18 protein-coding genes are annotated in these 21,321 nt (G+C 64.4%); 3 read left to right on the forward strand and 15 right to left on the reverse strand.

The window, feature by feature from the left end; translation table 11 throughout:
- Window positions 1–31 precede the first annotated feature (31 nt).
- The 3 genes from ku to BRPE64_RS07435 all read right to left on the reverse strand — a co-directional run bounded on the left by ku (window position 32) and on the right by BRPE64_RS07435 (window position 2,972).
- Window positions 32–958 (reverse strand): non-homologous end joining protein Ku, encoded by a 927-nt coding sequence (gene ku / locus BRPE64_RS07425; protein ID WP_044042059.1) that lies wholly within the window; start codon window positions 956–958, stop codon window positions 32–34.
- Between the two features lie 277 nt (window positions 959–1,235).
- The gene (locus BRPE64_RS07430; protein ID WP_016345463.1) at window positions 1,236–1,787 is read right to left on the reverse strand and encodes a DUF6013 family protein; all 552 of its coding nucleotides are present in this window, start codon (window positions 1,785–1,787) and stop codon (window positions 1,236–1,238) included.
- A 168-nt stretch (window positions 1,788–1,955) separates the two neighbouring features.
- Window positions 1,956–2,972, reverse strand: coding sequence for a zinc-binding alcohol dehydrogenase family protein (locus tag BRPE64_RS07435; protein WP_016345464.1), 1,017 nt, complete (start codon window positions 2,970–2,972; stop codon window positions 1,956–1,958).
- Window positions 2,973–3,081: 109 nt separating this feature from the next.
- On the opposite strand from BRPE64_RS07435, the gene BRPE64_RS07440 reads away from it, so the two are divergent.
- Both BRPE64_RS07440 and serB read left to right on the forward strand, forming a co-directional pair.
- The gene (locus tag BRPE64_RS07440) at window positions 3,082–4,038 is read left to right on the forward strand and encodes a LysR family transcriptional regulator (protein ID WP_016345465.1); all 957 of its coding nucleotides are present in this window, start codon (window positions 3,082–3,084) and stop codon (window positions 4,036–4,038) included.
- 79 nt (window positions 4,039–4,117) lie between these two features.
- Window positions 4,118–4,957 (forward strand): phosphoserine phosphatase SerB, encoded by an 840-nt coding sequence (gene serB, locus BRPE64_RS07445; RefSeq protein ID WP_016345466.1) that lies wholly within the window; start codon window positions 4,118–4,120, stop codon window positions 4,955–4,957.
- 34 nt (window positions 4,958–4,991) lie between these two features.
- On the opposite strand, the gene BRPE64_RS07450 is transcribed toward serB, so the two are convergent.
- The 11 genes from BRPE64_RS07450 to BRPE64_RS07500 all read right to left on the reverse strand — a co-directional run bounded on the left by BRPE64_RS07450 (window position 4,992) and on the right by BRPE64_RS07500 (window position 17,985).
- Entirely contained in the window at window positions 4,992–6,188 is a 1,197-nt protein-coding gene (locus tag BRPE64_RS07450) for a cystathionine beta-lyase (RefSeq protein ID WP_016345467.1), read from the reverse strand.
- A gap of 81 nt (window positions 6,189–6,269) precedes the next feature.
- Window positions 6,270–6,890, reverse strand: coding sequence for a hypothetical protein (locus BRPE64_RS07455; RefSeq protein WP_016345468.1), 621 nt, complete (start codon window positions 6,888–6,890; stop codon window positions 6,270–6,272).
- A gap of 77 nt (window positions 6,891–6,967) precedes the next feature.
- Window positions 6,968–8,152 (reverse strand): beta-ketothiolase BktB, encoded by a 1,185-nt coding sequence (bktB, locus tag BRPE64_RS07460; protein ID WP_016345469.1) that lies wholly within the window; start codon window positions 8,150–8,152, stop codon window positions 6,968–6,970.
- A 57-nt stretch (window positions 8,153–8,209) separates the two neighbouring features.
- Entirely contained in the window at window positions 8,210–9,133 is a 924-nt protein-coding gene (locus BRPE64_RS07465) for a sugar kinase (RefSeq protein WP_016345470.1), read from the reverse strand.
- Between the two features lie 2 nt (window positions 9,134–9,135).
- Window positions 9,136–10,473: a 30S ribosomal protein S12 methylthiotransferase RimO gene (rimO, locus tag BRPE64_RS07470; protein ID WP_044042060.1), complete on the reverse strand. Its 1,338-nt coding sequence runs from the start codon at window positions 10,471–10,473 to the stop codon at window positions 9,136–9,138.
- Window positions 10,474–10,781: 308 nt separating this feature from the next.
- Window positions 10,782–11,357: a polyhydroxyalkanoate synthesis repressor PhaR gene (gene phaR, locus BRPE64_RS07475; protein ID WP_016345472.1), complete on the reverse strand. Its 576-nt coding sequence runs from the start codon at window positions 11,355–11,357 to the stop codon at window positions 10,782–10,784.
- A gap of 160 nt (window positions 11,358–11,517) precedes the next feature.
- Window positions 11,518–12,258: a 3-ketoacyl-ACP reductase gene (locus BRPE64_RS07480; protein WP_044041350.1), complete on the reverse strand. Its 741-nt coding sequence runs from the start codon at window positions 12,256–12,258 to the stop codon at window positions 11,518–11,520.
- A 103-nt stretch (window positions 12,259–12,361) separates the two neighbouring features.
- The gene (locus BRPE64_RS07485; protein WP_044041352.1) at window positions 12,362–13,543 is read right to left on the reverse strand and encodes an acetyl-CoA C-acetyltransferase; all 1,182 of its coding nucleotides are present in this window, start codon (window positions 13,541–13,543) and stop codon (window positions 12,362–12,364) included.
- 79 nt (window positions 13,544–13,622) lie between these two features.
- Complete coding sequence (gene phaC / locus BRPE64_RS07490) at window positions 13,623–15,665, reverse strand: class I poly(R)-hydroxyalkanoic acid synthase (protein WP_016345475.1); 2,043 nt, start codon at window positions 15,663–15,665, stop codon at window positions 13,623–13,625.
- 320 nt (window positions 15,666–15,985) lie between these two features.
- A complete protein-coding gene (gene pgeF / locus BRPE64_RS07495; protein ID WP_016345476.1) occupies window positions 15,986–16,819 on the reverse strand; it encodes a peptidoglycan editing factor PgeF in 834 nt (277 codons plus the stop codon).
- Entirely contained in the window at window positions 16,816–17,985 is a 1,170-nt protein-coding gene (locus BRPE64_RS07500) for an RluA family pseudouridine synthase (protein WP_084675725.1), read from the reverse strand. Before BRPE64_RS07500 ends, pgeF begins: the two co-directional genes overlap by 4 nt.
- Before the next feature lie 100 nt (window positions 17,986–18,085).
- Between BRPE64_RS07500 and BRPE64_RS07505 the strand changes: the two genes are divergently transcribed.
- On the forward strand, window positions 18,086–18,919 hold the full coding sequence (locus BRPE64_RS07505) for an outer membrane protein assembly factor BamD (protein WP_016345478.1): 834 nt from the start codon (window positions 18,086–18,088) through the stop codon (window positions 18,917–18,919).
- A gap of 94 nt (window positions 18,920–19,013) precedes the next feature.
- On the opposite strand, the gene BRPE64_RS07510 is transcribed toward BRPE64_RS07505, so the two are convergent.
- Complete coding sequence (locus BRPE64_RS07510) at window positions 19,014–21,242, reverse strand: ATP-dependent DNA helicase (protein ID WP_016345479.1); 2,229 nt, start codon at window positions 21,240–21,242, stop codon at window positions 19,014–19,016.
- Between the last annotated feature and the right edge of the window lie 79 nt (window positions 21,243–21,321).

A 21,321-nucleotide genomic window follows, 5' to 3' on the forward strand; every position in this document is an offset into this window, starting at 1 on the left:
ACCCGTGACTCGTTGGTGACTCGTTCGTTATCTACGCGCGCTTGCGGCGCGTCGTCTTGCGGGCGGGGCGCGCGGGTTCCTCGCCGCTGTCGTCGGTCGTGTCGTCGGCAGCGTCAGAAGCGGCGGCGGCTTGCGCAGACTTGCTGCCGCGTTTGGCCGGAGCGCCTTTCTTCAGACTGCGCTTGAGCAGTTCGGACAAGTCGAGAATATCGGCCGATGCCTTGTGCTCGCTGCCTTCCTCGATCTTCATCACTTCGGCGACCTTGCCCTGTTTCACCTTCTTCTCGACGAGCGCGATGATGTCGTCGCGGAACGTATCGTGATACTTCGACGGATCCCACGTGTCGCTCATGTCGTCGATAAGGCGCTTGGCCATCTCGAGTTCCTTCGGCGAGACGCCGGCCTTCTTCGTGTCTTCGTCGGGGAACTTGAACTGGCTGAAGTCGCGCACTTCGTCGCCCCAGCGCAGCGTGTTGAGCGCGAGCGCCGGGCCGACCGGAATCAGCGCCGCCAGATGCTGTTTGTTGTGCAGCACGACGCTCGCGATGCCGACCTTGCCCGTATCCTTCAACGCGTCGCGCAAGAGCGCATAGACCTTTTCGCCCTTGCGATCAGGCGCGAGGTAATAAGGCGTATCGAGCGAGAGGAAGGAGATTTCGGGCGCATCGACGAAAGCGAGAATGTCGACCGTCTGCGTCGATTCCGGATTGGCCGCGCGGATTTCGGCATCCGTCATCACGACGTACTTGCCCTTCTCGTATTCGAAGCCGCGCACGATGTCGTCGCGCGTGACTTCCTTACCCGTGTTCTTGTTGATCTGCTTGTAGCCGATCGGATCCATCGAACGCTTGTCGAGCAGATTGAAGCCGACTTTCTCCGACTGCGTCGCCGGATAGAGTTGCACGGGCACGTGGACCAGCCCGAAGCTGATCGCGCCTTTCCAGATCATGTGGGGCATCGCGGCACCTTCGCTGTCGGATTGCTCGCGCGGAGTCGCGCGCATCGGAAGGAATCGCACGAAGCGTGCCAAGCGGCGCCAGAGCCATCGGCACAAGCGCGTCCGGGCACATGTCGCGCTCGCGACGCGGCCGATCTGTAAGCCTTACTGATCGAACGCGGAATTGGGAAAAATATCGCGGCCGCTGCCGGTGTCAGGACGTTTGCTCGACAGACCGTTAGTTGCGAATTAAGTCGAAAATAAAGCGCGGCTTTCGGATAGAAAACCGCGCAAAAAACTACTTCCGGCTCGCCGTGACAGTCAGTTGCGTGCCGTCGTCGAGGGTGACGGTCTTTTTCGATCCCGTCGATGTCGGCATGGAAAAGCGCACGATCTGGCTGAAACGATTATCGACCGGACATTGCAGGCTCTTGCCGCCCACGGTCACCTTGTTCGTGCCTTTGGGCGCGTAGGCGCGAAAGCTGATTTGCACGTTCGCCGCGCCGTTGTCCGCGACCACCGGCGCGAAGCGTATCTGCACCTGTTTCACCGCCGCGCCGTCCGCGCTTTTCGGCACCGACGCCGCCTGCGGACAGCCGTCCGGCACGGCCTGCGCGCCGTTGGGTGCGCTGCCCTGCCAGGTGAAGTCGTCGGTCTGGCCGGAGCGGATCGTACGCGTTTCCTGCTCGTTACCGAAACTCTTCGATGCCATCTTCACGGTGTATTTGATGGGACCGTCATTGGGCGCTTCGGAGAGAACCTTGATGCCTGGCGTCGCCTGGGCGGTCGCGGCGAACATCGCGAGCGCGGCGACGGAACTCATGCGACGAACGATCGAACGACGATTCATGCCGCCACCTCCGTATCAAGCGCTTGAGGAAATCCGGCGCCCTGCACGCGCGCCGGAATGCCGAATTGAATACCCTAGGGCGGATTCAGTCTAGCGCCGCGCATGCCGGGTCATCCTAGTGGATAACCCCAGTCGAAGGTCCCATCGATGACGTTCGTCAACGCGACATCAAAAGCCGGTCAGCACGATCTTGCCGACCGTGCGCCCTTCTTCCAGCAAGCGATGCGCCTCGCGAAGGTTCGCCGCGTCGATCTTGCCGAGATCGCGGCCGAGCGTCGTGCGGATCGTGCCTGCGTCGATCAGCCGCGCCACTTCGGAAAGCAGCTTGTGTTGCTCGATCATGTCGGGCGTTTTGAACATCGCGCGCGTGAACATGAACTCCCAGTGAAACGCCGCGCTTTTCGCTTTCAGCAATTCGACCGGCAGCGGCTTCGCATTCTCGACGATCGTGCAGATGCCGCCCTGCGGCTTGATGACCTCGGCCGCAGCCGGAAAATGCTTGTCGGTGTCGTTGAAGATCAGCACGTAATCGACCTGTGCAAAGCCGATCTCCTTCATCTGCTTCGGGATGTCCTCGAAGTGATTGACGATGTAATCCGCGCCGAGTTCTTCCGCCCACTTCGCCGACTCGGGCCGCGAGGCGGTGGCGATCACCTGAAGCTTCGCGACGCGCTTGGCGAGTTGAATGCCGATCGAGCCCACGCCGCCCGCCCCGCCGATGATCAGCACCGACTTGCCCGCGTCCTTGCCCTCCGCCGACACGCGCAGCCGGTCGAAGAGCGCTTCCCACGCGGTGATGGTCGTGAGCGGCAGCGCGGCCGCGCAGGTGAAATCGAGCGACTTCGGCTTCGCGCCGACGATACGCTCGTCGATCAGGTGGAACTCGCTGTTGGCGCCTTGTCGCGTGATGTCGCCCGCGTAATAGACCGGGTCGCCCGCCTTGAACAGCGTGGCCTCGGGACCGGCCGCGACAACTACACCCGCCGCGTCCCAGCCGAGCACGCGCGGCGTTTCCTCGATCTTGTCCTTCGGCGCGCGCACTTTCGTGTCGACGGGGTTGACCGCGATCGCCTCGATTTTCACGAGCAGATCGCGGCCTGTGGGCGCCGGCGTGTCGAGTTCGATATCGACCAGCGAGTCGGGATTGGAAATCGGGAGGTAGCGGGTCAGGCCGATGGCTTTCATGAATAAGCTCCGTAGACGCAAGGATGGAAGACGTGCGTTCATCTTAGTGCTCACCCGGCCTTCTGAAAACGGTCATAATCGCTGAAACATTTTTCGGGAAAGCCATCAAATGGCGAGCGAACTTCACGCGGCCGAGACCACCCGCGAGCGGCTCGATCTGCTCGATGTCGGCCTCTTCATGCGCGCGGCGGCGCTGGCGAATCTGTCGTCGGCGGCGCGCGAGTTCGGGCTGTCGCCGGCGGTGGCGAGCGCGCGCATCGCCGGGCTGGAGCGCATGCTCGGCGCGCGGCTTTTGCATCGCACGACGCGGCGCGTCTCCGTCACGCAGGAAGGCGAAATTTTCGCCGCGCACGCCCGCGAACTGCTCGACGCCGCCGAGGCCGCGCGGGCATCGGTCGGGCACGCGCGCGAGCATCCGCACGGCCGTCTGCGCGTGACAATGCCCTCCTCGCTCGGCCGCCAGCACATCTCGCCGCTGATTCCCGCGTTTCTGCGCCAGTTTCCCGGCGTGAGCATCGAGTTGCGCATGACCGATCAGATTGTCGATCTCGTCGACGAAGGCATCGACCTCGCAATCCGCATCGGCGCGCTGAAGGATTCCACGCTCGTCGCGAAGAAACTCGCCAGCAACCGGCGCGTGCTGTGCGCGTCGCCCGCGTATCTGGCGGAGCACGGCACGCCGCGGCATCCGGCCGATCTCGCGCAGCACGAATGCGTGATCCTCGCCGATCAGCGCGACTGGAGCTTCGTCACGCCGACGGGCGTCATCGACGTGCGCGTCGCCGGGCGGCTTGCCACCGACAACGGCGAAGTGATCCGCGACGCGCTCGCGGCGGGCATCGGCATCGGGCTGAAATCGACGTGGAGCGTCGCGCCGCTGCTCGCGAGCGGCGAACTCGTCACGCTCCTTGACGACTATCCGCTCGCGCAGACCGTCGCGATCTGGGCCGTGTATCCGAGCCGCGCGTTCGTGCCGCCGAAGACGCTCGCGTTTATCGAGTTCCTGGCGGCGCAGTTCGGCGAGCCGCCTTACTGGGATGTCGATCCGGCGCGCGTGCAACGCTGAGGCCGAGCTTCACCGCACGCGGCGCCCGTACAATAGCGGTTTCGCGCATTTTTACGCGCTTTTACGGCTTCTGCCCCCGATGAACCTCGTCATTCAAAGCACGACCCCGATCTCCGATTCGCATCTGCGCCCGCTCGCGGCGCTGGCCCGCTCGAAGGACATGCAGCGTGCCGACGACACGCTCTTGCGTCTCACCGAGGCCGATCCGCTGCAGCGTCCCGACATCGATGCGTACTGCGGCGCGCACGGGCTCGATTACGCGTATGTCGCGCCGGGCGCGGCGCTCGCAGACTTCGGCCTCGTCGCGATGGACATGGATTCGACGCTCATCACGATCGAATGCATCGACGAAATTGCGGACTTTTGCGGGCTGAAGGCCGAGGTCGCGGCGATCACGGAAGCGTCGATGCGCGGCGAGATCAAGGACTTCAACGAGAGCCTCACGCGCCGCGTCGCGCTGCTGAAAGGCCTCGACGCCAGCGCGCTGGAACGGGTTTATGAGGAGCGCCTGAAACTGTCGCCGGGCGCGGAGCGCATGCTCGAAGGCGCGCGCGCCGCCGGTCTGAAAACACTGCTCGTGTCGGGCGGCTTCACGTTCTTCACCGAGCGGCTGAAGACGCGGCTGGGCCTCGACTACACGCGCGCGAACACGCTCGAGATTGTCGATGGCAAGCTGACGGGCAAGGTCGTCGGGGAAATCGTCAACGCGGACGTGAAGGCGCGCACGCTTGTCGAGACGTGCGCGGCGCTCGGCATCGAGCCGCGGCGCGCGATTGCCATGGGCGACGGCTCGAACGACCTCAAGATGATGGCCGAAGCCGGCCTGTCGATCGCGTTTCGCGCGAAGCCGGTCGTGCGGCAGGCGGCCAGCGTCGCGTTCAACTTCGTCGGACTGGACGGGCTGCTGCGGCTCTTTTGAGGCTCGTTTGAGACAGCCCTTTTAAGGCGCTCTATTAAGCGCCCAGCGCCTTGACGAGCGCGGCTTCCAGATCCGCGCGCAAGTCCGCTTCCGCTTCCAGTCCGATATAGAACCGCACGAGCACGCCTTCGTGCGGCCATTGCGATGCGGTGCGCATCGAGCGCACGTTGTAGGGCATCGCGAGGCTATGCGCGCCGCCCCAGCTCCAGCCGATCGCGAACAGTTCGAGCGCTTCGACGAACGCATCGACTTGCGCGGCGCTGTAGCGGCCATCGAACACGATCGAGAACAGACCGCCCGCGCCGCCCGCGAAATCGCGCTCGTAAAACGCGTGGCCGGGACAGTCTTCCAGCGCCGGATGCAGCACCGCCGCCACTTCCGGGCGCGTCTTGAGCCACTGCGCGAGCGCGAGTGCGCTGCGGTCGTGGGCCTCGTAACGCGTTTTCATCGTCGGGAGGCTGCGCAGCACGAGCGACGCATCGTCCGCCGATACGCCGATACCCATCCGCATGCGCGCGCGCTTGAGCTTCTTGTGCAGTTCGATGTCGCGCGTGATGGTGGCGCCCATCAGGATATCGCTGCCGCCCGACTGATATTTCGTCAGCGCCTGCACCGAAATGTCGACGCCGTGCTCGAACGGTTTGAAGGCGAGACCGGCGGAAAACGTGTTGTCGATCGCGGTGATAATGCCCTTCGCCCGCGCGACGGCGGCAATCGCCGGGACGTCCTGCACTTCCATCGTCACCGAGCCGGGCGCCTCCAGCCAGATGAGCTTCGTGTTCGGCCGGATGGCATCGGCGATGCCCGCGCCCGTCATCGGATCGTAGTAGCTCACTTCCAGCCCGAAGTCCGCGGCGAGCCAGTCGGCGTGCTCGCGGTTCGGCGAATAGGCGTTGTCAGGCACGAGCACGTGATCGCCCGCCTTGACGAGCGCGAAATACACGTTGGAAATCGCCGCCAGCCCCGAGGGCTGCAACAGCGCGTGCTCGCCGCCTTCGATCGCGGCGAGACGCTGCGCAAGCGCGATGGTCGTCGGCGTGCCGTGCAGGCCGTAGCGCCATTTCGAGTCGTCGCTCCAGACGAGCGCGCGCATGGTCGCGAGATCGGGAAACACGACCGTCGAGGCCCGCGCGACCGGCACGGAAAACGATTCGAAACCGGGCGTGATGCGATCTTCCGGCTGCACGATACGGGTTTGCAGATCGCGTTCGTTGTTCGTGGAATCAGTCATGACGTGGATGCGAAGCGGAAATAAAAGCGGAAACGAAAAGATAACGCCGCCGGATGCGTCCGGCGGCGTAAAGAAGACACGTCATTCGCCGATGATGACGTTGCTCGTGCCGCCGACAGCATTGCGCGGCGGCGCAGGCGGCGCCGGTTCCAGCGATGGCGCGGGAGACGCCTTCGGCGCGGCGGCGGCGGGCGTGGCAGGCGCGCCGGACACCGGCGGCAGCTTCGCGCCCGCAGCCGCCGGGCGCAGATCGAACGGCTGCGCGTTCGAATCGTCGGGGTCCATGCGTTCGCCCGACATGCTGCCGTCCGCCGCGAACTTGCCGACCCAGTTGCCCGTGATATGCGTGCCGTCGTTCGATTCCTCGATTTCGAGCGTGTCGCCGTCGCGATCGCCTGCGACGAGAATCACGCTTGAACTGCCGACGATCCGGTATTCGCCGTGCACGCCCGAGGGTTCATCGGTTTTCGCGCCGAGCTTCATCTCGATCTGCTTGTCGCCGAGCGTGCCGACATAACGCGGAAAGCGCGCATATTCCGGATTCGGCGTCAGCGGCTTTTGCGGCGGCAGTGCGAGTTCCTTGATGGCCGCCCGCGCGCCGTGCGCGTCGGCGTCGGCCGGTTCGCGCTGATCGGCCGGCAGAACGCCGGACGCACCCGACGGCATCGTCGAATTGCAGCCGGCGAGCGTGCCTAGTGCCACGGACGCGGCCAACGTAGCGACCGCGGCCCATCGCAGGTTCCGCGGCCTCTTCATGCTTTGCATCATCCTTCGGTCCTTCAAATGCGCTCGAAAATCGCCGCGATGCCCTGCCCGCCGCCGATGCACATCGTCACGAGCGCGTAGCGTCCGCCGATGCGCTGCAGTTCGTACAGCGCCTTCACTGTGATGAGCGCGCCCGTCGCGCCGATCGGATGGCCGAGCGAAATGCCCGAGCCGTTCGGGTTGACCTTCGCCGGATCGAACTTCAGTTCCTGCGAGACGGCGCAGGCTTGCGCGGCGAACGCCTCGTTGGCCTCGATGACGTCGAGATCGGCCACGCTCAGGCCCGCGCGTTCCAGCACCTTCTGTGTGGCGGGCACCGGGCCGATGCCCATGATCTTCGGATCGACGCCCGCGTGCGCGTACGCCACCAGCCGCGCGAGCGGTTTCGCGCCGCGCTTTTCCGCGACGCTGCGCTCCATCAGCACGACGGCCGCCGCCGCGTCGTTGATGCCGGACGCGTTGCCGGCCGTCACCGAGCCGTTTTCCTTCGCGAACACGGGTTTGAGCTTCGCGAAGTCTTCGGCGGTTGCGTTCATGCGCACGTGCTCGTCGCGCTCGAACAAGGTGTCGCCCTTCTTCGAGGCAAGCGTGATCGGCAGGATCTGTTCCTTGAAGTAGCCGGCTTCGATCGCTTTCGCCGCGCGCCGATGCGATTCGAGCGCGAGCGCGTCCTGCATCTCGCGCGTGATGCCGTACTTCTGCGCGACGTTTTCGGCGGTTACGCCCATATGAATCTTGTCGAACGGATCGTTCAGCGCGCCGACCATCATGTCGACGATACGCGCGTCGCCCATGCGCTGCCCGAAGCGCGCGGCGGGCATGATGTACGGCGCGCGGCTCATGTTTTCCGCGCCGCCGCCGATGGCGATATCGGCGTCGCCCAGCAAGATGGATTGCGACGCCGACACGATCGCCTGCAGGCCCGAGCCGCACAGCCGGTTCACCGTGAGCGCGGGCGCGTGTTGCGTGACGCCGCCGTCAAGCGCGGCGACGCGCGCCAGGTACATGTCGCGCGGTTCGGTCTGGATCACGTTGCCGAACACCACGTGACCCACTTCGTCGCCCGCGACGTTTGCACGCGCAAGCGCCTCGCGCACGACGCGCGCGCCGAGATCGCTCGGCGTGAAGTCCTTCAGTGCGCCGCCGAAATCGCCGATGGCCGTGCGCACGCCGCTCACCACTACCACTTCACGTTCCATGTTGCCGTCTCCGCTGTTTGTGTGGATTCGATTCGTGTGGATTCGATCACCGACGCGTCATTGCGCGAGCGCGCGCTCGACCGTCGCCTTGTCGGGGATGGGCGCGACCGCGCCAAAGCCTTGCGTCGACAACGCCGCCGCAGCGTTCGCGTAACGCGCCGCCGCGAAGGGATCGTCGCCCGCGACGATGCGCGCAATGAATGCGCCGCCGAAGCAGTCGCCCGCGCCGGTCGCATCGACCGCTTCGACCACGCGGCCCGGCACGACGCGCCGCTCGTCGGGCGTCGCGATATACGCGCCTTCGCGACCGAGCTTCAGAGCGACGACCTTCGGACCGAGCGCGAGCAACGCATCGACGATTGCGTCTTTGTCTTCGTGGCCGGTGAGCAGCGTGACGTCGTCCCAGCTCGGCAGGCAAATATCCGTGGCGCGAATGGCTTCGAGCATGACCGCGCGGGCGCGCGCGAGCGGCCACAGCTTGAGCCGCAGATTCGTGTCGAAGCTGACCTTCACGCCGTGCGTGCGCGCGTGATCGATTGCGGCGAGCGCGGCATCGCACGCCGCCACGCCGATCGCGAGACTGATGCCCGACAGATGCACGACCTTCGCGGCGGCGATCGCATCGAGCGGCAAATGCGACGGCGCATAACGGCTCGCCGCGGAACCCGCGCGCAGATAGTCGAAGCGATGGCCGTTCTCGCCGTGCGACACGAAATAAACGCCCGTGGGCGCGTCGTGATCGATGCGCACCGTGGACGTATCGACGTTTTCCGCACGCCACAGGTCGAGCAGCAATTGCCCGAAGTGGTCGTTGCCGACGGCGGACACGAAGCCCGTCGATGCACCCTGCCGCGACGCCGCGATCAGAAAATTCGAGACATCGCCGCCGAAGCCTTGCAGATAGTTCGGCGCGGCGCGGCTCGATTGATTGAACTCGACCATGGCTTCGCCGAGCGCGAGGACGTGCGCTGTGTGCGGCATGCTTACACCTCGCCCCAGAGATCGTGGCCGTCCGCGCCGGTGATCTTCACCGAGACGAAGTCGCCGGCCTTGTAGCGCTTCGACGCCTTGGTCGCCGGCGCGATGTACACGACGCCGTCGATTTCCGGCGCATCCGCCGCCGTGCGGCCGACGCCGCCGTCCGTGCTCACTTCGTCGACGAGCACTTTCAGCGTCTTGCCGACCTTCTTCTTCATGCGCTTCGCCGACAGTTCCTCGGCCAGTTCCATGAAGCGCGCGCGGCGTTCTTCGCGCACTTCGTCGGGCAGCGCGCCGTCGAGTTCGTTGGCCGTCGCGCCTTCGACCGGCGAATACGCGAAGCAGCCGACGCGATCGAGATCCGCCTCGCGGATGAAATCGAGCAGCGTCTGGAATTGCTCTTCGGTCTCGCCCGGAAAGCCCGCGATGAACGTGCTGCGGATGGTCAGGTCCGGACAAATCTCGCGCCAGGTCTTCACGCGCTCGAGCACCTTTTCGGCGTTCGCCGGACGCTTCATGCGCTTGAGCACTTCCGGATGCGCGTGCTGGAACGGCACGTCGAGATACGGCAGAACGTGGCCCTTGAGCGGGCCTTCGGCCATCATCGGGATGACTTCGTCGACGCTCGGATACGGATAGACGTAATGCAGGCGCACCCACGCGCCGTACTGCGCGGCAAGTTCACCGAGCGCGCCGACGAGATCGGTCATGCGCGTCTTGAGCGGCTTGCCGTTCCAGAAGCCGGTGCGGTACTTCACATCGACGCCATACGCGCTCGTGTCCTGCGAGATGACGAGCAGTTCCTTCACGCCGGACTTGAAGAGATTCTCGGCTTCGAGCATGACTTCGGCGACGGGGCGCGAAACGAGATCGCCACGCATCGACGGAATGATGCAGAACGTGCAACGATGATTGCAGCCTTCCGAAATCTTCAGATACGCGTAATGGCGCGGCGTGAGCTTGATGCCCGCGGGCGGCACGAGATCGACGAACGGATCGTGCGGCTTCGGCAGATGCGCGTGCACCGCGTTCATCACTTCGTTGGTTGCGTGCGGCCCGGTCACGGCGAGCACTTTCGGATGCACTTCCTCGATGAGGCCTGTGCCGCTCGCGCTCTTCTTCGCGCCGAGACAGCCGGTGACGATGACCTTGCCGTTTTCCGAGAGCGCCTCGCCGATGGCGTCGAGGCTTTCCTGCACGGCTTCGTCGATGAAACCGCACGTATTGACGACGACGAGATCCGCGCCGTCATAGGTGCCGGAGATTTCGTAACCTTCGGCACGCAGTTGGGTCATGATCTGCTCGGAATCGACCAGCGCTTTCGGGCAGCCGAGCGAAACCATGCCGATTTTCGGCACGGCGTTCGTCTTGACGATTGAATCCAAAGAATTTTTCACGGGGAGCAACGCTGCGACGGTGTGTTGTGGGGCGCCTCGCGCGACGAGCGAGACCAATCCACTATTTTACCCCGGAGCGCCGAACCGGCGGTTTGGCGGAGCGTTTCGCCAACCGTCGGGCGGCTTCGTCAGACCGCGCACGGCTTTCGCCGCTGCTTCCCGCGGTACGGGGCGAATGAGATGCGGTCCGCCCGACGCGCCCGGCCACACGACCGGTCACACGCCCGGACGCCCGAACGCGCTGCTGAAATGGATTACTTCTTTTCCGTCGAAGGAGGCGTGGGCGTCGGAAACGGGAACGTGTTGAACATCGACTTCGCCTGCGACTGCATCTGCTCCTGCATCTGCACGAACATGTTCTTCGACTGCTCGATGTAGCTCGTCATCATGCCCTGCATCATCGGCGCCTGCATGTTCATGAACTGCGACCAGACTTCCGGATTCAGCGCATTGCCGTCGTAAATGCCCTTGCTTTGCTCGGTGAGCTTCTGCTGGATGTCGATGAACGCCTGGATGTTCTTCTCCAGATACGTGCCCATCATGCCCTGCATCGCGTGGCCATAGAAACGGATGATCTGCGAGAGCATCACCGACGAGAACATCGGCAGGCCGCCGCTCTCTTCTTCGAGAATGATCTGCAGAAGGATGCTGCGCGTGAGGTCGTCGCTGGACTTCGCGTCGAGCACCTTGAACTCTTCCTGATCGAGCACGAGTTGCTTCACATCCGACAACGTGATGTACGTGCTCGTCTCCGTGTCATACAGCCGACGGTTCGGATACTTTTTGATGAGTCGTTCGGCGGCTTTCTTTGTAGTAGTAGTGGTGGTCATTTAACGCCTTTAAACGCAAAACTTTACTGCGATGGCAGCAAGCAAGTCTTGCGTTGTCGCAAAAAAGCGCTGCTGCGTGTTCGCCGCATCGTTGATAAATCCGGCGAGTGGCGGCTCGCCCGGAAGACGCTCGGGCGCCTTCCGGACAGGCCTCCGCCCGTCAGCCCATGTGCAAGCCGCCGTTCAGCGAGAAGTCGGCGCCGGTCGAGAAGCCCGACTCGTCGGACGCGAGCCACGCGACGATCGAGCCGATCTCGTCGGGCGTGCCCAGGCGCCGCACGGGAATTGTCGCGACGATCTTCTCCAGCACTTCCGGACGGATGGACTTCACCATGTCCGTGCCGATATAACCCGGCGACACGGTATTGACCGTCACGCCCTTGGTCGCCACTTCCTGCGCGAGCGCCATCGTGAAGCCGTGAATGCCGGCCTTGGCGGTCGAGTAGTTCGTCTGACCGAACTGGCCCTTCTGCCCGTTCACCGACGAAATATTGATGATGCGTCCGAAGCCGCGCTCCACCATGCCGTCGATCACCTGCTTCGTCACGTTGAAGAGGCTCGTCAGGTTCGTGTCGATGACCGCGGTCCAGTCTTCGTGCGTCATCTTGCGGAACACGACGTCGCGCGTGATGCCCGCGTTATTGACCAGCACGTCGACCTCGCCGACTTCGGCCTTGACCTTGTCGAACGCGTTCTTGGTCGATTCCCAGTCGCCGACATTGCCTTCCGAGGCGACGAAGTCGAAGCCAAGCGCCTTCTGCTCTCCGAGCCATTTCACCCGGCGCGGCGAGTTCGGGCCGCAGCCCGCGACGACCGTGAAGCCATCCTTGTGCAGACGCTGGCAAATGCTGGTGCCGATGCCGCCCATCCCGCCGGTTACATACGCTACGCGCTTCGTCATTCCTCACTCCATTTTCGTTATGCGGACGGCGATCTCCATGCCGGCCGCTGGCCCTTCCCAATCCTGCTCCACCCGACGACGCTTGTCCGCGCTTCTACGTGACTTACGGGCGCTCCAGCGCCAGCGCCACGCCCATGCCGCCGCCGATACACAGCGACGCCAGACCCTTCTTCGCATCGCGCTTCTGCATTTCGTGCAGCAGCGTGACGAGAATCCGGCAGCCCGATGCGCCGATCGGATGACCGATCGCAATCGCCCCGCCGTTCACGTTGATCTTCGACTGATCCCAGCCCATTTGCTTGTGCACCGCCAGCGCCTGCGCGGCGAACGCCTCGTTGATTTCCATCAGATCGAGATCGTTCACGCTCCAGCCCGCGCGCTCCAGACAGCGCTTCGATGCCGGCACCGGACCCATGCCCATGATCTTCGGATCGACGCCCGCGTTCGCGTATGCCTTGATGCGCGCAAGCGGCGTGAGACCCAGCGCCTCGGCCTTCTTCGCCGACATGACGACCACCGCCGCCGCGCCATCGTTGATGCCCGAAGCGTTCGCCGCCGTCACCGTGCCTTCCTTCGAGAACGCCGGTTTCAACGATGAAAGCGCTTCGGCCGTTACGCCATGGCGCACGAATTCATCGGTGGCGAATTGCAGCGGCTCGCCTTTGCGTTGCGGGATCGAGACCGGCACGATTTCATCGTTGAAGCGGCCTTCCTTTTGCGCGCGCTCGGCCTTGTTCTGCGACAGCGCCGCGAACGCGTCCTGCTGCTCGCGCGTGATGCCGAATTCCCTCGCGACGTTTTCCGCCGTCGTGCCCATGTGGTAGTTGTTATAGACGTCCCACAGACCGTCGACGATCATCGTGTCGATCAGCTTGGCGTCGCCCATGCGGAAACCGTCGCGCGAGCCCGGCAGTACGTGCGGCGCCGCGCTCATGTTTTCCTGACCGCCCGCGATCACGATCTCCGCGTCGCCCGCGATGATCGCGTTGGCCGCCAGCATCACCGCCTTCAGGCCCGAGCCGCAGACCTTGTTGATCGTCATGCCGGGCACCATGTCGGGCAAGCCCGCCTTGATCAGCGACTGGCGCGCCGGGTTCTGACCCGAACCCGCCGCGAGCACCTGACCCAGGATCACTTCGCTCACCTGATCCGGCTTCACGCCTGCGCGCTCCAGCACGGCGCGGATCACCGTCGCGCCCAGTTCCGGCGCCGCGATTTTCGCGAGCGAGCCGCCGAATTTGCCTACCGCCGTACGCGCGGCCGATACGATCACTACGTCAGTCATTTCAGTTCCTTTGGCATCGAATGTTGCATCGAATGTTAATGCGGTTCCGCCGAACTCAGTGCGCTCGCGCGCACGCCGCTCAGAAGTCGCGTTCCAGTACGTAACGGCCGGGCGCGGCCTCGATCACCGGGTACGTCTTCGAACCCTGCGCCGCGCCCGCCTTGACCTGTTCGCCCGCGTTTCCGGCGAGCCACTTCGACCAGGCCGGCCACCAGCTTCCAGGATGCTCCGCCGCGGCTTCGAACCAGCCGTCGGCGCTGTCGGGCAGGCGCGCGTCGTCGCTGTCGATCATCCAGAAACTGCGCTTGTTCTTCGACGGCGGGTTGATCACGCCCGCGATATGACCCGACGCGCCGAGCACGAAAGTCTGCGGACCGCCGAGCACCGGCGCCGACGCATACGCCGACTTCCACGGCACGATATGGTCTTCGCGCGAACCGTAGATGAAGGTGGGCAGCGTGAGGCGCGAGAGGTCGATCTTCTCGCCGCACACCGTCAGCGCGTTCGGCTCCTTCAGCTTGTTCTCGAGATACGTGTTGCGCAGATACCAGACGCACATCGGTCCCGGCAGGTTGGTCGAATCGCTGTTCCAGAACAGCAGATCGAAAGCCTGCGGCGTGCGTCCTTTGAGGTAATTGTCGACGACGTAGTTCCACACCAGATCGTTCGGGCGCAGATACGAGAACGTGTTCGCAAACTCGACGCCGCGCATGAGCCCGGCGGGCGCGCCGTTCTTGCCGCCGATCGACTGTTCGCGCAACTGCACGTGCGCTTCGTCGACGAACACGTCGAGCACGCCGGTGTCGGAGAAATCGAGCATCGAGGTGAGCAGGGTCATCGACGCGGCCGGCTCCTCGCCACGCGCCGCCGCCACGGCGAGCGCCGTCGCGAGAATGGTCCCGCCGATGCAGAAGCCCAGCGTATTGATCTTGTCCTCGCCGGTGATCTCCTTCACCACACCGATGGTTTCGAGCACGCCCTGTTCGACGTAATCGTCCCAGGTCTTGTGCGCCACCGACTGATCGGCGTTACGCCACGAGAGGATGAACACCTGATGGCCCTGCTCGAGCCCGTAGCGCACGAGCGAGCTTTCCGGCGAAAGATCGAGAATGTAGAACTTGTTGATGCACGGCGGCACGATCAAGAGCGGCCGCGCGTAGACCTTCGGTGCGAGCGGCTTGTACTGGATCAATTGCACGAGGTCGTTCTCGTAGACAACCGAGCCTTCCGTCGACGCAATGTTCTTGCCGACGAGAAAGCGCGTTTCGTCCGACTGCGAGATCTTGCCGCGCTGCATGTCGCCGAGCAGATTCAGCATGCCCTGACGCAGGCTTTCGCCCTTGCTTTCGATGAGCGCCTTCTGCGCTTCGGGGTTGAGCGCGAGATAGTTGCTCGGCGCAGCCGCGGCGGCCCACTGCTGCACGGTGAAGCGAATGCGCTCGCGCGTCTTCGGGTCGCTCTGCACGGCATCCGCGAGTTCCTGCAGATAGCGCGCGTTCAGCAAATACCACGCCGCCGTGAAAGCATAGGCCGGCGTGGTTTGCCACGAGGTATCCGTGAAGCGGCGGTCTTTCAGCGCGCTCGGATCGATGCTTTGTTCCGACGCCTGCTTGAGCAACTCGGAGGCGTCCCGCGAATAGTTGCTCTGCAACTGCTGGAGACGTTCGGGCTGAATCGCGGCTGTCGGAATCTTGGGTAATGTGGGCAAACCCTGCATCGCCGCGCCGAAGCCCGGCATGCTGCTCGCCAGTTTGGCAAATTCCGCCATGCCGTTGAGCTTCGTGAAGTCGGGCATTTGCGGCATCGCGCCCAGCGTCGGAAACGCACTCGGGAACGCGGACGGAAAGCCGTTCGGAAAACCGTTGGTGAACGCGGCGAAGGCAGCAAACGGCGAAGCGGCGCCCGCGGCGCCGGATTCATTCGCGGTATTCGTCTGCGCAGTATTTGTCTGTTGAGTGAATTTCGCCCATTGCGCGGGATCGGCTACGGAGCGCCACGCGTTCAGCCATTGATCGAACGCCTGCTGGACGCCGGTCGCGCCAGGCGTGTCGGAAGCTTCCTGAGCCGGATGACTATCGGCGGTACGGGAGCGGGAAGATGAGGAAGAAGTTTTGGAAGCCATACCCGCTATTGACCTGTGAGTCTCGAAAGACTTGGATTGCTAACGCAGGCATCGCCGGGCTTTGTCTGACCAGCGCGCAAGTGTTGGTGCGCCTTATGCGCGTGGCAAGAATGAGCCTTGCTACGCCGTGCCCGATTGAATGAATTCCAGGAACATTCTTGCTCTCGGATGACGAACATGTCAATGCTTCGTCCCGATTTTGCCGCAGTGCGATATTTTTTTAATTATCGTTTTCCCCCATGCGAAATATTGCATTCGCAGGGGGTTTCGTCATCAGCGGAAAAACGCTGTCGCGTTCGAACCAAGCCTGCCGATGATCATTATTCGGCGAGCCAGATCATGGCTGCCATGCGGCCTGTCACGCGATCGCGCCGATACGAGTAAAACCGCTGCTTCTCGGTCACCGTGCAATGCGTGCCGCCGTGCATGCGCGCGGTATCGACGCCCAGTGCGGCGAGGCGCAGGCGCGCCAGTGCGTAGATATCGGCGAAGTATTTTGCCGGCGTGCCGCCCGCGTGCCTGAACGCCGCCACGGTCGCATCGCGCTCGCTGGCCCGCGCCGCGGCGGCGAATGCGTCGAGCACGTCCTCGCCGACTTCGAACGCTTCCGGCCCGATCGCGGGTCCGAGATACGCGTTGAGCCGCGATGTCGATACGCCCGCGAGCGCCGCCACACGCTCGCCCGTCTTCTCGACGATGCCGCCCGCCAGTCCGCGCCAGCCCGCATGCGCGGCGCCGACCGCGCGGCCTTCGTCGTCGCAGAAGAGCACGGGCAGGCAATCGGCCGTCATCACGACACACACGACGCCCGCGCGATCCGTCACGCTCGCGTCCGCGCGCGTGCGCTCGCCGCGCTCGAGCCGTTCGATAACCGCATGAGCCTCCTCGACCTGCGTGCCGTGAATTTGTTCGAGCCAAGCGGCGTTCGACATGTGCGTCGATGCAAGCGTGCGACGGCGATTCTCGGCGACGGCCGCGGGCGCATCGCCCGTCGACAGGCCGAGATTCAGACCGCCCGCGCCGGGCGCGCCGCCGTCGTAAGGCGCTTCGCTCACGCCGCCCGCGCGTGTCGTCACGAATGCACGCACGCGCGGCGAAACCTTCCATTGCGGCCAGAGACAAGCATCAGGATGCAGCGCGGCTTGATTCGTCATGCTTCGTCGTCCTCGTCATTTTCTTCGTCCCAGTCTTCGTCGCCGTCGTCTGCATCGTCCATGCTGTAGACCTGCGCGAAGTCTTCGTCTTCATCGAATTCGACTTCCTCGTCCTGACCGAGCCCGAGTTCCCCGGCGAGCGTCGCGAGGTCTTCGGGCAAGTCCGCGCGCCAGTGCACTTCCTTGCCGGTCGCGGGATGAATCAGGCCGAGCCGCCACGCATGCAGCGCCTGGCGCGCGAAGTCGTTCGGCAACGGCGTGACCGAACGCTTGCCGCGCGCGCGGCCGTAGAGCGGATCGCCGAGCAGCGGATGCCCCGAGTGCGCGCAGTGCACGCGAATCTGATGCGTGCGCCCGGTTTCGAGATCGCAGTGAATGGCGCTGACGGGCTGGCCGTGCCACGTCGTGCGGTCGATGGTCCGGAAGTGCGTGCGCGCGGGCTTTCCCGCCGCGCTGCGCACGACCGCCATGCGCGTGCGCTCGCGCGGATCGCGGCCGATGGGCGCGTCGATCGTGCCTTCGTCCGGCATGGTGCCCCACACGAACGCGACGTAGCGCCGCTTGACCGTGCGCGCCTGCAACTGGCGCACGAGGTCGGTTTGCGCCTCCAGCGTGCGCGCGACCACCATCAGCCCGGACGTTTCCTTATCCAGCCGATGCACGATGCCCGCGCGCGGCAGCCCCGCTGCGGCAGCGCCGTAACGATGCAGCAGACCGTTGAGCAGCGTGCCGCTCCAGTTGCCGGCCGCCGGATGCACGACCATGCCGGCCGGCTTATTGACGACGACGAGCGTTTCGTCCTCGTACACGATATGCAGCGGCACCGGCTCGGGCGCGAAGGCAAGCTGCTCGGGCAACAGGTCGGGGACGAGCGTGATGGTGGCGCCCATCGGCACGGGCTGGCGCACTTTGGCGCCCGCGCCGTCGACGAGCACGCGCCCTTCTTCGATCCAGCCCTGCAGGCGGCTGCGCGAAAACTCCGGGAAGATCTTCGCGAGCACCTTGTCGAGACGGTCGCCGGCGAGTTCGTCGGGCACGCGCGCCTCACGCGGCGGCTCCTGGCTCGCGGCAGGCTGCGAATCGGCCGGCGCTGAGTCGCCGCCGGTGTCGCATGGGCTATAATCTTTAAGTTGGTCTTTGGTACGACGAGTACTTGAGCGGGTCATTTGAACGAGATTCGGCGGGCGATCCTTGAAAAGCGATGCCGGAAAATACGGCTGGACACAGCGAGAGTCAGCCAGGAACAGCCAGGAACAGCAAGCACTGATGCGAGTCTTCAACACCATTCATCAATCGATGCGTCAAACGATCAAGTATCTGGCGCTGGCCGCGGGCGTCGCCATTGTTGCGGCCTGTCACGGCTTGCCCGAGAAGACCGACGAAACGGCAACGTGGAATAACAACAAATTATATACGGAGGCTCAGGACGCGCTCTCCGGCAGCGACTGGGGCAAGTGCGCCAAATACTTCGAAGCCCTCGAAGGCCGCGATCCGTTCGGCCATTTCGCGCAGCAGGCGCAGATCAACGTCGCGTATTGCTACTGGAAAGACAGCGAAACCGCTTCGGCCGATCAGGCTATCGATCGTTTCATTAAGCTGCACCCGGGTCATCCGGATATCGCTTATGCGTATTATCTGAAGGGCATGATCCACTTCAACGACGACCTCGGACTCTTCGGCCGCTTCTCCGGTCAGGACATGAGCGAGCGCGATCCGAAGTCGCTGCGCGAGTCTTATGACGCGTTCAAGGTCGTCGTCGACCGATATCCGCAAAGCAAGTACGCGCCGGACGCCGCCCAGCGCATGCGCTACATCGTGAACGCGCTGGCGTCGCACGAAGTTCACGCGGCCGATTATTACTATCGGCGCGGCGCGTATGTCGCCGCGATCAACCGCGCGCAGCTCGCCATCCGCGAATACAAGAACGCGCCGGCCACCGAAGACGCGCTGCACATCATGATGTTGTCGTACGAGCGCCTCGATCAGCCGCAACTCGCCGACGACACCAAGCGCGTGCTCGCTGCAACGTTCCCCGACAGCCCGTATGTCACCGGCAAGCGCCGCGCGAGCGACAGCAAGCCGTGGTATCAAATCTGGTAAATCAGGTCATTCTGAAAAGCCGATACAGGAAAGCAAAAACGGCCGGTCTTCATGACCGGCCGTTTTTTTATCTCGGCAACCGTCAGGAGTCCTTCTATTCGACCTGCTCCGTCGCCGAACTCGAAGCGTCGCTGAAAAACTCGCGCACCACGTCCAGTTCGCGCGTGCGCTTGAACGGCGGCAAGCTTTGCCAGATGCGTCGTCCGTACGGTTTCTCGACGAGACGCGTATCGCAGATCATCAGCACGCCGCGATCCGTTTCCGCGCGGATCAGGCGCCCCGCGCCCTGCTTGAGCGTGATGACCGCCTGCGGCAACTGATGCACGGCGAACGGGCTCAAGCCCTTCTTCGACAGCGCCTCGAGACGCGCGGCCAGCACGGGATCGTCGGGCGGCGCGAACGGCAGCTTGTCGATGACCACGAGCGAAAGTGCATCGCCGCGCACATCGACGCCTTCCCAGAAACTCTGACTGCCCACGAGAATGGCATTGCCGTAGGCGCGGAAACGGTCGAGCAGTTCGGTGCGGCTCGCGTCGCCCTGCACGAGTAGCGGATTGTCCCAGCCGCGCCGCTCGATCACGTCGCGCAGACGCGTGGCGATGCGATCGACCGCACGCAATGTCGTGCACAGCACGAACGCGCCGCCGCCCGATGCCTCGATCACCGGCAACGCGGCCTCGAACACGGCGTCCGTAAACTGCGGCGAGGACGGCTGCGGCAGGTTGCGCGGCACGTACAGCAGCCCTTGCGACGGGTAATCAAAAGGACTCGGCAAGGTCATCGAGCGGCGCGCGTTGAGACCCATTTGCGCCGCGTAGTGCGTGAAGTCGCCGCGCACGGAAAGCGTCGCCGAGGTGAAGATCCACGCACGCGGCACGCCCGCGCGCTGCTTCGCGAAGATCGGCGCGACGGAGAGCGGCGTCTCGTGCAACTGCACCGTGTGCGAGAACACTTCGATCCAGCGCACCATCTCGTTCGGCTCTTCTTTCGCGGCCTGAACGGCGGTTTCCTCATTCTCGACGACGGCGCGTTCGAGCTTGGTCGGCGGCGTCGTCCAGCCGGCGAGCAGATCCTGCAACTCGCGCGCGCGACGAACCAGCGCCTGCAACGATTCCGCCCGCTCGCCGTGCGCCGCAAGCGCCGACGCGAGCGCCGCGAGATGCGTCTCCAGCGTGTCGAGCGCCTCGAAGAGCGGATGGCCGCCGGGCAACTGGCCGAGCGAGAGACGCACGGAATCTTCCTTGAACGCGAGCCGCAGATCGCGCGCCGCACGCTCCAGCGCCGCGCCGAGCTTCGTCCAGTCGGCGGCGTCGCGCGCGTGCGACAGGCCTTCGGCGACCGTATCGCGCGCGAGTTCGAGCAGCTGCGTGGTCGAGAGCGTCTCGCCGAAGAAGAGCGTCGCCGTCTCGGGCAACTGATGCGCCTCGTCGAAGATGATCGTGTTCGCCATCGGCAGGAGTTCGGCCATGCCGGTGTCGCGCAGCATCACATCGGCGAAAAACAGATGGTGATTCACCACGACGATGTCCGCCTGCTGCGCCTCCTTGCGCGCCTGCATCACGAAGCATTCCTTGTAATGCGGGCATTCCTGGCCGAGACAGTTGTCGCGCGTGGACGTGACCATCGGCCAGACGGGCGAGTTCTCCGGCACGCTCGCGAGCTCGGCCTTGTCGCCGGTGCGCGTGATCTTCGCGAAACGGACGATCTCCTGCAGATGCGACGTGTCCTGACGCGTCGGCAGACGGCCGTTGTCGGCGGTGCGTTCCAGGTAGTAATGGCACAGATAGTTCGCGCGGCCTTTCAGCATCGCGATGGATACCGGCACGGCGAGCGCGTCGCGCACGGTCGGGATGTCGCGCTGAAACAGCTGATCCTGCAGATGCTTCGTGCCCGTCGACACGATCACCTTGCCGCCCCACAACATGGCCGGCACGAGATAGGCATAGGTCTTGCCCGTACCCGTTCCTGCTTCGACGATGAGCGTATTCTCGCCGCCGTCGATCGCCGTTTTGGCCACCGCGATGCCGATGTCCTCGGCCGGCTGCTCGTCGGGCGCATAAGGTTTGTCCGAGGGGCCGAGCTTGCGCGCGGGGCGGCGCTGGGCGTCGAACATTGCGGGTTCGGGCATGGCGCGGCCGGAGGCTTCCATTGCCGCCGCGACCGAGCGGGCCATTTCGATCTGCGATGAGCGCGGCCGATAACCGTCGATCGCGCGCGCGAGCAGCCCTTGCGCGGCAAAGATGGCGTCGAGTTCGACGCTGCGCTTGTCCGTCAGCGCGAACGCCGCGGTGGCGTCGCCGCCGGGTTGTGCGGGTGAGTTCAAGGCGTGCTTTATCCTGCGGGTTTCGGCGCGGCCGCACGTCGAATCTGAACGCCGCGCCGCCGCCGGCCTGAGCCGCAGC

It is taken from the genome of Caballeronia insecticola (assembly GCF_000402035.1).
GTDB lineage: Bacteria > Pseudomonadota > Gammaproteobacteria > Burkholderiales > Burkholderiaceae > Caballeronia > Caballeronia insecticola.